The sequence below is a fragment of the Oerskovia sp. NPDC056781 genome (assembly GCF_042789955.1).
GTDB classification, from domain to species: Bacteria; Actinomycetota; Actinomycetes; order Actinomycetales; family Cellulomonadaceae; genus Oerskovia; species Oerskovia rustica.
Window position 1 is genome coordinate 1 of sequence record NZ_JBHUAD010000124.1, and the last position, 11,894, is coordinate 11,894.

Genomic DNA, 11,894 nt, shown 5'->3' on the forward strand with positions numbered 1-11,894 from the left:
CCCTCGTGGGGTGGCGGCCGTCCGTCGTTGGGGCTCAGGCCGTCAGGCCGCGCACTCCGAGCAGATCTGCTGCCCGTTCTTCTCGTACGCGAGCTGGCTGCGGTGGTGCACGAGGAAGCAGCTCGAACAGGTGAACTCGTCAGCCTGTCGAGGCAGCACGCGGACCGAGAGCTCTTCGCCGGAGAGGTCCGCGCCCGGGAGCTCGAACCCTTCCGCAGCCTCGGTCTCGTCTTCGTCCACAACGCCCGAGCTCTTGTCGGAGCGACGAGCCTGCAGCTCTTGGATCGAGTCCTCGCTGAGATCCTCTTCGCTCTTGCGGGGGGCGTCGTAGTCAGTTGCCATCTGTGGGGTCACACTCCGGAACGTCGTGGTCGAACATGGGGGTCGTTCGGTCCGGCGAAGGCCGTCGAACAGGCACTCCGTAGGACGTGTTGCTGGACGTCCTGACTGGTGTACGCGGTGTAATGCTCCGCCGCCGGGAATTGTTCCCGGGGGCGAACGGATTCTGCACCATTTACCGCGCGGGCGCATCCCCGACGCGAGTGGTCCTCGTCACCTCTCACGAGGCCCGACGGATTCCCTCACCTGGAGCCGTCGGAATCGGCACCGGCCGCCTCCAGGAGCGCGACCAGGTCCGACACGGCCCGCGGCGGACCCGCGACCGTCATGTCGACCCCTGCTGCGCGTCCGTGCAGTCCCGTCACGGTCGCACCGGCCTCCTGCGCGACGAGCGCTCCTGCGGCGAGGTCCCAGGGGTTGAGGCCGCGCTCGTAGTACAGGTCCAGGCTGCCGGTCGCGACGAGGCACAGGTCGATCGCCGCCGACCCGAGCCGACGGATGTCGCGCACCTGCGGCAGCACGTCCACGAGCACCTGCGCCTGGTGGCGCCGCCGGTCGGCGTCGTACCCGAAGCCCGTCCCGACGAGGGACGTCGCGAGAGGGCCCGCGGGGTTGACGGCCACGGGCTCGCCGTCGAGGGTCGCTCCCGCGCCGAGCCCGGCCGTCCAGGTGCGGCCGTCGACGATCGAGTGCACGGCGCCGGCGAGCACGGTCCACTCGGCCGGGTCGGGAGGACCGGCCACCACGGCGACCGAGATCGCGTACGAGGCGACCGAGTACAGGTAGTTGACCGTGCCGTCGATCGGGTCGATGACCCACGTCAGCCCGGACGTGCCCGCCGATGCCCCCTCCTCCTCGCCGAGGATCGCGTCGTCGGGACGCTCGCGGGCGATGGTGCGCCGCAGCAGAGCCTCCGACTCGGCGTCCATGGCCGTCACGACGTCGACCGCGCTCGACTTGGTCGCGGCCACCTCGACGTGCTCGGGGCGGCCGTCGCGCACGAGCGCCCCGGCCTCCCGGGCCAGGCGCTCGGCGAGGGATCGCAGCTCCGCGACCGTGACGTCGTCAGGCAGGCGGGGGTCATCGATGAAGGAGGTCACGCCTCACATCCTGCCCGACCCCGCACCGCCGCGACGACCCGACCACGGACCGGGGACGGTCCAGCCGAGGCGCAGCGAGACCAGCCGGAAGCCGAAGATCAGCGCGATCGTCGCGAGCTGCGTCCCCCCCGTGAGCCACCCCTCACGCCACAGGACGGCCGTGATCGACGCGCCGACGATCGCGGGCACCGCGTAGAGCTGGCGGTCCTGGAGGATGAGAGGCGCCTCGCTCGTGAGCAGGTCGCGCAGGACCCCGCCGCCGATCCCCGTCAGGGTGCCGACGATCACCGCGGCCATGAGGCCGACCCCGTAGTCGAGGCCCTTGGTCGTCCCGACGATCACGAACAGCGCGAGCGCACCCGCGTCGAGCACGATGATCCCGCGCCGCATCCGTTCGAGGCGCGGGTGGAAGAAGTAGATGACCACCCCCGCGGCCAGCGCGGCCACCACGAGGCGCCAGCTCGAGATGCCCACGGGAGGCGTCGCGCCGATGAGCACGTCGCGCAGGATCCCGCCGCCCAGGCCCGTCGCCCACGCGAGCACCAGCACCCCGAAGATGTCGAAGGACTTGCGGATCGCGGACAGCCCGCCGGACAGTGCGGCGCAGAACACGGCGCCCAGCTCGAGGACGTCGTCCATCGGGAACTCGATCACGGGGAGAATCATCCCAGCAGACCCCGGAACGCGGCACACCGAGCCGCCTGCGCCGCACGGGCGACCCGGGATGGCACTCTCGGGAGTGCAGGCCCACCGGCGACGAGCCGGTCTGCACGGCGTGGGAGGATTCATGAACGAGCTCGAGCTGGTGAGGTTGCACGAGGACGGGGAGACCCTCGTCCTCGCCGGAGCGGACGGTGCGCGGTTCACGCTGCCCATCGACGACGCGCTGCGCGCTGCCGTACGCCGCGACCGCACCCAGCTCGAACAGCTGCGGGCCCAGGCCCCCGGCGTCCTGCCCGTGCGGGAGATCCAGTCCCAGCTGCGCGCGGGCCACAGCGCCCGCGAGGTCGCCGAGAAGGCCGGCATCCCGATCGAGCAGGTGCGCCGCTTCGAGGGGCCCGTGCTCGCCGAGCAGGAGTTCGTCGTCGAGCAGGTCCGCAAGAACCGCCTGGGGCACGACGAGGGCTCCCCCACCCTGGGCGAGCTCGTCACCGAGCGACTGACCGCGCGCGGCGTCGAGCCCGAGGACGTCGAGTGGTCCGCGGCCCGCCCTCACGGGGCGGCGTGGACCGTCACGGCGCTCTTCCTGATCGGGGACCGTGCTCGCAGCGCGCGCTGGTCGTACGACCCCCAGTCGCGCTCTCTGCACGCCCTCGAGGACGAGGCCCGCTGGTTGTCCGGGGCCACGCCCGAGGCCGAGCCCGTGCGCGGCGTGCGCGGCGCGATCTTCGACCACGCGGCGCGCGGGGGCGGCCAGGCGCCGTCCGCACCGTCGCCCGAGCGGGCCGGCACCGACGCGTCGGACGAGCCCGCACGCACGCCGGTCGTCGAGACCCTGCCGGTGCACGACGAGACGACGTCGATCCTCGACGACCTCAGCCAGCGGCGCGGGGTGCGCGCGCACCGCGACGAGGACCCGGCGATCTTCGAGGGCTTCGGCCCTCCGCAGACGTTCGACCTGGGCGACCGGTCGTCACGCCGCGACGACGCGCGCGGCGACGAGGAGCCCGCAGGGGCCAAGGTCATCACCCTGGGTCAGGGCGGGCGCCAAGGAGCGCACCACCGGCCCGACGACGGCGCTCACCCGTCACGGTCGGCCCGCCGGGACGCAGGCCGGGACGAGGGGATCGACCCGTCCGAGGAGCCTCCTGACCAGGACTCGCGCGACGCCCACCCCGCAGGGTCGGGAAACCGCGAGCGCCGCACCGGCGACGAGCGCGCGGCCGACGTGGACGAGGCACCGGCCAGCACCACGCGCTCCCGGCGCGAGGACGCCGGGAACCGCACCGAGCCCGCGGCGCACCCGGCCGAGACACGGCGCAGCGGCCGCAAGCCGCGGGCGAGCGTCCCCAGCTGGGACGAGATCGTCTTCGGGGCCAAGCCCGAGCACTGACCTGCGACGGCCGAGGGCCGTGGCCCTCCGCGCCCCCTCGCCCGCGGTGTCGCCGGGGCTCCCCGCCCGCGGCGTCGCCGCCGGCTCAGCGCGCCGCCGGCTCAGCGCGTCGCCGGGCCGTCCGACAGGTCGAGGACCAGCCCGTCCCCGGTCGCCGAGCGCAGCCGGGCCGACGCAGAGGTCATGCGTCGCATGTGGTGCCGCCGGCACAGGACCTCGTACGCGACCTCGCTCACGCTGTCCCCCGTGTCGCCGACCACGACCTGCGCCCCCTCGACGACCATCCAGCCGTCGACCGTGCGCGCGTTGTGGGTCGCGCGGGCCCCGCACCAGCACAGCGCCTGCACCTGGAGCACCTCGACCCGGTCCGCCAGCTCGATGAGCCGCGCCGAGCCCGGGAACAGGTGCGAGCGGAAGTCCGCCGTGATACCGAACGCGAACACGTCGATCTCGACCTCGTCCACCAGGCGTGCGAGCTGCTCGACCTGGGTCGTCGAGTAGAACTGGGCCTCGTCGCAGATCAGGTAGTCGACGGTCTCGCCGTGTCGGCGCGCGTCCACCACGAACGACCAGAAGTCGGTGTCGTCCCTGACCTCGTGCGCCGCGACCTCGAGGCCGAGGCGCGAGGAGAGGCGGTCCGTCCCGGCGCGGTCGTTGCGGGAGAACTTGAGCCCCGTCCGACCACGCGCGGAGTGGTTGTGGTCGAGCTGCAGGGCGAGGGTGGACTTGCCGCAGTCCATCGTGCCGGAGAAGAAGACCAGCTCTGCCACGGTCGTGGGCCTTTCGGGTACGGGGGAAGGTTCCCCGAGGGCACCCGGTCGGAGGTCAGGACCGGGTGGGGTGGGTTCGTGCTCAGGTGGTCGTGACGAGCAGCGGGACCTGCATCTCGGTGCGGGTCAGAGAGCCGTGGACGCCGACGAGCTGGAGAGAGGCCGCGGTCTGCGTGCGGGAGTCCACGACGGTGGCGCGGCCACGCATCGCGACGACGACGTCCCCGATCGCGGGGAGCACGTGGTCGGCGACAGGGCCGAACCAGCCCGCGGCCACGGCGTCCTCACGCAGCGCCACGATCGCGTCGTCGCCCAGGACGGACGACCAGCGTGCCGCGACCGAGGAGGACTGGTCCGGACGAGCGTAGACGTGCACCGCACGGGGCTCGCCACCCACGAGGTCGACACCACGTCCCAGCTCCGGGGTCTTCGCGACGTCCCAGCGCTTCGAGCGGTCGACGTCGACCATGCCGTGGTCGGCCGTCACGATCAGCAGGGTGCCGTGCGGCAGCGACCGGGCGAGGCGCCCGAGCTCGCGGTCCAGGTCCGACAGCGCGTCGCCCCACTGCCGCGAGCGCCAGCCGTGGTGGTGACCGGCCTTGTCGACGTCGCCCCAGTAGAGGTAGACGATCCCGGGGGCCGTGAGCTCGAACGCGACGGTGTCGACGCGGTCCGCGATGGACTCTGCTGCGAGGTAGCGTGCGCCGCGCAGCGCGGCCACGGTCATGCCCGAGCCCGCGAACCTGGCAGGACCGACCGAGGAGACCTCGACCCCGGCCTCGGCCAGGCGCTCCAGCACGGGCGGTTCCTGCTGCAGGTCGCGCGGGTCGGCGGCGCCCTCCCACGAGACCATGTTCGCGAGCCGACCGGAGACGGTGTCTCGCTGGGTGTAGCCGAGCATGCCGGTGCGACCTGGCGACGTCCCTGTCCCGAACGTGCCGATCGCCGCGGCCGTCGTGCTGGGGAAGCTCGACGTGAGGACGCGTGAGGTGCCGAGCAGCGAGCGCAGGAACGGCGCGTGGCCGGCCCGCTCGGTGAGGTTCGCGTGGCCCAGGCCGTCGACGAGCACGACGCACACCCGGTCTGCGGCGGGCAGGCCCAGGTCCGCCCGGGCCCGCAGCGAGCTCGTGCCGGTCGCGGTCGTGAGGTCCAGCCCCAGGGCGCCTGCCGCACCGGGCAGGACCGAGCTCAGGGCGAGCCCGTCGTAGCGCGGGGCGAGGAGCCCGTCCGGGAGGACCTCGGGCAGGACCGTCACCGGCTCGCCCGGCCCACGCCGTGGGCCGTCGCCGCCGACAGGGCCTTGGCGAACGCGAGGGCGTTGCGCACCGCGTCGCGCCCTTCCGCCTCGGCGCTCACGCGCACCACGATGTCGTCCGGCGTGATCTGCCCCGTCAGGCCGTGGTCCGCCTCGCAGCCCGGGTCGGGGCACTGCGCCGGCTCCAGGTCCACCCGGGACACGGCTCCCCAGCCGATCGCGAGCGTCACCTCGATGGGCGGCGTGCCGCTGCGGTGCTTCTCCGGGTCGACGACCACGTGCGACAACGAGACCGAGCGCAGCTCGGAGATCGGCACCGACTCGGTCGTCGCCGCGGCCGACGCGGACGGGTTCTCGCTGTCCGCTGGGTGGTCGTCGACGTGCGCGGTGATCAGTCGGGTCGGCGTGAGGACCAGGACCGTCAGGTGGCGACGCACCTCGACGTCGAACGTCGTCTCGACGTAGACGAGGTGGGACACGAGGTCCTCCCCTGCGATGGCGACGTCGAGCACGTCCTGCACGAGCTCCGGGTAGTAGCCCGCGCGGCGCAGCTGGGAGGTCAGGTCGGTCCGGGAGGGGGATTCAGCAGATGGCACCCGCGCATTCTCCCACCGCACGGCGCGACGGGGCCAGCCCGCCCGCGCGCCGGGGACCGCTCAGCCCGGGAGCGCGCGGCGCAGGGTGTCGGCCCGCTGCGCGCCGGCCACCTGGACCCGTGCCCCGAGCACCGCCGCGCCGTGCTCGGCGACCACGACCGGATAGAGCTCGACGCTGCGCAGCTCGGGCAGCTCGTCGGCCATGAGCGACATGCGGGCGAGCAGGTCCTCGAGCGCCGCGGTGTCCGCCACGGGCGCCCCCATGTAGCCGAACAGGCGGGGCGCGGCCCGGATCGAGCGCACCATCGTGGCGACGTCGACGTCGGTGAGCGGGGGCACGCCGTAGCTCACGTCGCCCAGGAGGTCGACGGCGTCGCCCGCGAGACCGAACGAGACGACCGGCCCGAAGAGCTGGTCCTCGGTCGAGCGCACGACGCACGCCACACCCGCGTCGGCCATGCGCTGGACCTCGAAGGGTGCGGGGCCCGTGTGCTCGACGGCCCCGGCGCCGCTCTCCCCGGTCGCGGCGCGCCCCGGGTTCCCCGCGGGGAGCACGGCCGCGAGCGAGGCCCGCATCTGCTCGACGTCCGCGCGCAGCTCGTCCTCGTCGCCGATGTCGAGGCGCACACCGCCCAGGTCCGCCCGGTGGCGCAGCGACTCCGCGGTGCTCTTGAGCGCGACGGGCCAGCCGATCTCGTGCGCCGCGGCCACGGCCTCGTCGGCCGTGCGCACACGGCGCGAGGGCCACAGCTCGATGCCGTACGCAGCGAGGAGCCGGGCCGTGGTCCCCGCGTCGAGGTCGACCACCGAGTCGCCCGCGAGGGCGCCCTCGACGATCGCCCGGGCGCGGTCGGAGTCGACGCCCTCCGGACGGTCGACCGTGCCGTGGTCGGCGTCGCGCCAGCGCGCGTACCCGACGACCGCGCCGACCGCCGCGACGGCGTCCTCCGGCGTCGAGTAGGCGGGCACGTGCAGGCGCGGCCCGTCGGGGTCCGCAGGGTTCGGTGCGCTGAGCTCGGCGGCGAGGCCGTGGAGCCCGAGGACGCTCGCGACCGTGGTGCGTCCGCTCGCCGCGGCTGCCCGGGCGACGGCCCGCGAGACGGTGCCGACGCGGGGACGGACGGTGGGGACGTGCACCGCGACGACGACGTCGCACGCGTCCGGGGCGTAGAGCGCGGCGACCGCGCTCTCGATCCGCTCGTCGTCGGCGTCCTCGGGCAGGAAGGTCGAGCAGTCGGAGACCACGAGCCCGGCCGAGACCACGGCCTCCGCGACGAGCGCGGTCAGCGCGGCCGACGACGCGAGGATCCCGATGCGCCGCCCGGACGGCAACGGCTGGTTCGCGAGGAGCTGGGCGATGTCGACGAGGTGGTGGGTGTTCTCGGCGTGGATCACCCCGGACTGGCGCAGCATCTCGTCGAGCGTGCGGCGTGGGGCACGCGTCGAGCGGACCGCGTGACCGGGCGGCACGACCTGCCCGGAGCGTCCCGCGGTCACGACCACGACCGGCTTGACCGACGCCAGCCGTCGGGCGATGCGGGAGAACTTGCGGGGGTTCCCGATGGACTCGAGGTACAGGCACACGACCGACGTCTCGGGGTCGTCCTGCCAGAACTGCATGAGGTCGTTGCCCGAGACGTCCGCGCGGTGCCCCGCCGACACGAACGACGAGATCCCGATCCCGCGGCGCAGCGCCGTCGCCAGGAGCGTCACGGCCGTGGGCGCGGACTGGCAGAAGATCCCGATGCTGCCCGCGACCGGCTCGACCTCGGCGAGGCTCGCGTTGAGCCGGTGCCCGGGGTGCGTCGTCAGGAGCCCGTAGGTCGCGGGGCCGACCACGCGCATGCCCGCGGTGTGCGCGGTGCGCAGGAGGTCGCGCTGGAGCGCGAGCCCGTCGGGTCCGGTCTCGGCGAAGCCCGCGGAGAGCACGACGACGGCGCGCACCCCGAGGCGTTCGAGCTCGGCCGTCGCGGCGATCGCCTCGCGCGGGGGCAGCGCCAGCAGCGCGAGGTCCACGGGCCCGGGGACGTCCGCGATGCGGGCCCGGAAGCGGACCGGGGGCGTGGCGGCCTCGTCGTCGAGCTCCTCGACCAGCTCCTCGACGAGCTCGGCGGCCGTCGCGGCGTCGTGCGGGTGCCCGTGCGAGCTCCCCTGCGCGCCGTCGTGCCCGTGCGGACCGTGGTCCTCCGCCTGGCCGACGGGGACCGCGCCTCCTTCGTCGGGACGCACCCCGTGCCCGCCCGCGGGCGGGGCGGAGCGCTCGTCGCTGTCGGGGGCGGCGACGCCGACCACCTCGAACGTCCCGTCGCCCGGGTCACGGAGGGCGTTGGCAAGCACGCGCTCGGCCAGGAGCCGCTCCGCGGTGCCGGGTGCCGCCGTCGGGCCGGGGCCCACGAGCAGGACCCGGCGGGCCGTGAGCAGGTCGTGCATGGACCGCGCCTCGGCGCGGTGCTCACGGTCCGCCATGACCTCGCGCGAGCGGTCCGTCGGGTCGAGGTCGACGCTCACCGCGACGATCCCGTCGTCGACGTGCTGGCTCACGACGTAACCGGCCTCCTGGAACACCGCGAGCATCTTGCCGTTCTGCGGCAGCACCTCGGCGCTGAACCTGCGCACGCCACGCTCGCGGGCCGCGGCCGCCAGGTGCTCCAGGAGCACCGACCCGAGGCCGCGTCCCTGCTCGGCGTCGGCGATGTTGAACGCGACCTCGGCCTCGTGCGGGGCGACCTTGTCGAAGCGTGCGACGCCGATGATGTCCTCGCGCAGGTCCTGGCCCACCCGCTTGACCGCGACCAGGGCCACGCGCTCGGAGTGGTCGACGACCGTGAAGCGCTCGAGGTCCCGGTCCGAGAGCCGCTCGATGTTCGCGAAGAAGCGCAGGTACGTCGAGCGTTCGCTCTGGCCCATGTGGAAACGCTGGAGCGCCGCGGCGTCGGAGGGCCGGATCGGACGCACGTGCGTCGTCGTGCCGTCGCGCAGCACGACGTCGGCCTCCCACTCGACCGGGTACTGGTCCGGCTGCGGCGCCGGGTCAGGGTCGGCCGGGACGTCGTGTCCGTTCACCCGCCCTAGGCTACTGGTCGGAGCGACGCTGGTCAGCGGCGCGCCCGGCGCGCGGGAGAATGAGGGCCCGGATGTCGGTGGGCCGCGCTACCGTTCGCCGACGAGCACTCGTGCCCGGCCGTCCGGCCCGCCGACCGCACGCCGACCGCACCGAAGCACCCGACCCATCGACCCGCAGGAGCCCGACGACCCATGGCGCGCAGACCGTCCGCCTCGAAAGCCCCGCTCGACCCGAGCGAGGTCCACGAGAAGATCATCGACATCGACGTCACGACGGAGATGGAAGGGTCCTTCCTCGAGTACGCGTACTCGGTCATCTACGCCCGCGCGCTGCCGGACGCGCGCGACGGGCTCAAGCCCGTCCAGCGCCGCATCCTGTTCCAGATGTCCGACATGGGGCTGCGCCCGGACCGCGGGCACGTGAAGTCGGCGCGCGTCGTCGGCGAGGTCATGGGCAAGCTCCACCCGCACGGCGACACCGCGATCTACGACGCCCTGGTGCGCCTGGCCCAGCCGTTCTCGCTGCGCCTGCCGCTCGTCGACGGCCACGGGAACTTCGGGTCGCTCGACGACGGACCCGCTGCGCCGCGCTACACCGAGGCGCGCCTGGCGAGCGCTGCGATGGCCATGACGACCGGGCTCGACGAGGACGTCGTCGACTTCATCCCGAACTACGACAACAAGCTGACCCAGCCCGAGGTCCTGCCCTCCGCGATCCCCAACCTGCTGGTCAACGGCGCCGCGGGCATCGCGGTCGGCATGGCGACCAACATGGCCCCGCACAACCTGGTCGAGGTCGTCGCCGCGGCCCAGCACCTCATCAAGCACCCGACCGCGGACCTCGAGGCGCTCATGCGCTTCGTCCCCGGCCCGGACCTGCCGGGCGGCGGCAAGATCGTCGGCCTCGACGGCATCCGCGACGCCTACCGCACGGGGCGCGGCTCGTTCCGCACCCGGGCCACCGCGCGCATCGAGAACATCACGGCCAAGCGCAAGGGCATCGTCTTCACCGAGCTCCCCTACCTCGTGGGGCCGGAGAAGGTCATCGAGAAGATCGCCGAGGGCGTGAAGTCGAAGAAGCTCGTCGGCATCACCAACGCGACCGACCTCACGGACCGCGCGCACGGGCTACGCCTCGTCGTCGAGATCAAGACGGGCTTCAACCCCGAGGCCGTGCTCGAACAGCTCTACAAGGTCACGCCGCTCGAGGACTCGTTCGGCATCAACAACGTCGCGCTCGTCGAGGGCCAGCCCCGCACGCTCGGTCTGCGCGAGCTCCTCCAGGTGTGGGTCGACCACCGCATCGTCGTCGTCCGTCGTCGCAGCTCCTACCGCCTCGCCAAGCGCAAGGAACGCCTGCACCTGGTCGAGGGCCTGCTGCTCGCGATCGTCGACATCGACGAGGTCATCCAGGTCATCCGGTCGAGCGACGACGCCGAGACGGCGCGCACCCGTCTGCGCGAGGTCTTCGACCTGTCCGAGCCGCAGGCCGAGTACATCCTCGAGCTGCGCCTGCGCCGCCTGACCAAGTTCTCGCGCCTCGAGCTCGAGAAGGAGCAGGAGGCCCTGCGCCTGGAGATCGCCCAGCTCGAGGAGATCCTCGGCGACGAGGCCAAGCTCCGCGCGGTCGTCTCCGCGGAGATGAAGGAGGTCGCGAAGGTCTACGGGACGCCGCGGCGCACCATCCTGCTCGAGTCGGCGGGCGCGTCCCCCACGTCCGCACAGGGCGTGCTGGGCACCGTCTCGGCCGTCCCGCTCGAGGTCGAGGACACCCCGTGCTGGGCGCTGATGTCCGCGACGGGGCTCCTGGCCCGCACGGGCGACGCGACCGAGCCGGGCACCGGTGGCCGCCGCCACTCGCACGACGCCCTGAGCGGCGCCGTGGCAGCCAGCGTGCGCAGCGACGTCGGGCTCGTCACGAGCAAGGGCCGCATCGTGCGGCTCTCGGTGCTCGACCTGCCCGCCCTCCCCCCGACCGACGGCGCCCCGAGCCTGTCCGGCGGCGTGCCCCTGAGCGAGATCGTGAGCCTCGAGCCCGGCGAGAAGCCGCTGACGATCGTGTCCCTCGACCCCGACGCCCCCACGCTCGCGCTCGGCACCGCAGGCGGCGTCGTCAAGCGCGTCATCGCGGGCGACATGCCGACCAACAGGGACGCCTGGGAGGTCATCTCGCTCAAGGAGGGCGACACCGTGGTCGGCGCGGCCCCCGTGACCGAGGCGGACGAGCTCGTCTTCGTGAGCTCCGACGCGAGCCTGCTGCACTTCGACGCGTCGGCCGTGCGCCCGCAGGGACGCAGCGCGGCGGGCATGGCGGGCATCAAGCTCGCCCCGGGACAGCAGGTCACGTTCTTCGGCGTGATCGACGCCGCGAGCCGCGACCTCATGACGGTCGTGACCATCGCCGGCGCCTCCGACGCCCTGCCGGGCACGCAGGCGGGCTCGGGCAAGGTCACCCCGTACGAGCTCTACCCCGGCAAGGGCCGCGCGACGGGCGGCGTCCGCGCCCAGCGGTTCCTCAAGGGCGAGGACACGCTCATCCTCGCGTGGGTCGGCCGCGGTCCCGGCCGGGCCGTGGGGTCCGCGGGCCAGCCCGTCGAGCTGCCGCCCGTCGACCAGCGCCGCGACGGCTCGGGCGCACCGCTCGACGTGCCGATCACGGCGATCGGCGTCGGCTGAGCCTCCCGCACGGGTGAACGACCGTGGGGTCGACCGGGTGCT

Annotated in this window: 9 protein-coding genes; 2 read left to right on the plus strand and 7 right to left on the minus strand. The window is 73.7% G+C overall.

The window, feature by feature from the left end; translation table 11 throughout:
• Positions 1 to 42 precede the first annotated feature (42 nt).
• The 3 genes from ACFRCR_RS11775 to ACFRCR_RS11785 form a co-directional block, all read right to left on the minus strand.
• Positions 43 to 342, minus strand: coding sequence for a DUF4193 domain-containing protein (locus tag ACFRCR_RS11775; protein WP_030152516.1), 300 nt, complete (start codon positions 340 to 342; stop codon positions 43 to 45).
• Positions 343 to 581: 239 nt separating this feature from the next.
• On the minus strand, positions 582 to 1,439 hold the full coding sequence (locus ACFRCR_RS11780; RefSeq protein ID WP_377677733.1) for an inositol monophosphatase family protein: 858 nt from the start codon (positions 1,437 to 1,439) through the stop codon (positions 582 to 584).
• 3 nt (positions 1,440 to 1,442) lie between these two features.
• Positions 1,443 to 2,093 (minus strand): trimeric intracellular cation channel family protein, encoded by a 651-nt coding sequence (locus tag ACFRCR_RS11785; protein WP_377677735.1) that lies wholly within the window; start codon positions 2,091 to 2,093, stop codon positions 1,443 to 1,445.
• Positions 2,094 to 2,226: 133 nt separating this feature from the next.
• On the opposite strand from ACFRCR_RS11785, the gene sepH reads away from it, so the two are divergent.
• The gene (gene sepH, locus ACFRCR_RS11790) at positions 2,227 to 3,492 is read left to right on the plus strand and encodes a septation protein SepH (RefSeq protein WP_377677737.1); all 1,266 of its coding nucleotides are present in this window, start codon (positions 2,227 to 2,229) and stop codon (positions 3,490 to 3,492) included.
• A gap of 101 nt (positions 3,493 to 3,593) precedes the next feature.
• Here sepH and ACFRCR_RS11795 read toward each other — a convergent pair whose 3' ends face one another.
• The 4 genes from ACFRCR_RS11795 to ACFRCR_RS11810 form a co-directional block, all read right to left on the minus strand.
• On the minus strand, positions 3,594 to 4,262 hold the full coding sequence (locus ACFRCR_RS11795) for a thymidine kinase (protein ID WP_377677738.1): 669 nt from the start codon (positions 4,260 to 4,262) through the stop codon (positions 3,594 to 3,596).
• Between the two features lie 82 nt (positions 4,263 to 4,344).
• On the minus strand, positions 4,345 to 5,517 hold the full coding sequence (locus tag ACFRCR_RS11800) for an alkaline phosphatase family protein (protein ID WP_377677740.1): 1,173 nt from the start codon (positions 5,515 to 5,517) through the stop codon (positions 4,345 to 4,347).
• Positions 5,514 to 6,113: a DUF5998 family protein gene (locus tag ACFRCR_RS11805; protein WP_138824282.1), complete on the minus strand. Its 600-nt coding sequence runs from the start codon at positions 6,111 to 6,113 to the stop codon at positions 5,514 to 5,516. Before ACFRCR_RS11805 ends, ACFRCR_RS11800 begins: the two co-directional genes overlap by 4 nt.
• 60 nt (positions 6,114 to 6,173) lie before the next feature.
• A complete protein-coding gene (locus tag ACFRCR_RS11810; RefSeq protein WP_377677743.1) occupies positions 6,174 to 9,176 on the minus strand; it encodes a GNAT family N-acetyltransferase in 3,003 nt (1,000 codons plus the stop codon).
• Positions 9,177 to 9,368: 192 nt separating this feature from the next.
• Between ACFRCR_RS11810 and ACFRCR_RS11815 the strand changes: the two genes are divergently transcribed.
• Positions 9,369 to 11,852 carry a DNA topoisomerase (ATP-hydrolyzing) subunit A gene (locus ACFRCR_RS11815; protein ID WP_377677744.1) on the plus strand — a complete coding sequence of 828 codons (2,484 nt, stop codon included), beginning with the start codon at positions 9,369 to 9,371 and terminating at the stop codon, positions 11,850 to 11,852.
• Positions 11,853 to 11,894: the final 42 nt, after the last annotated feature.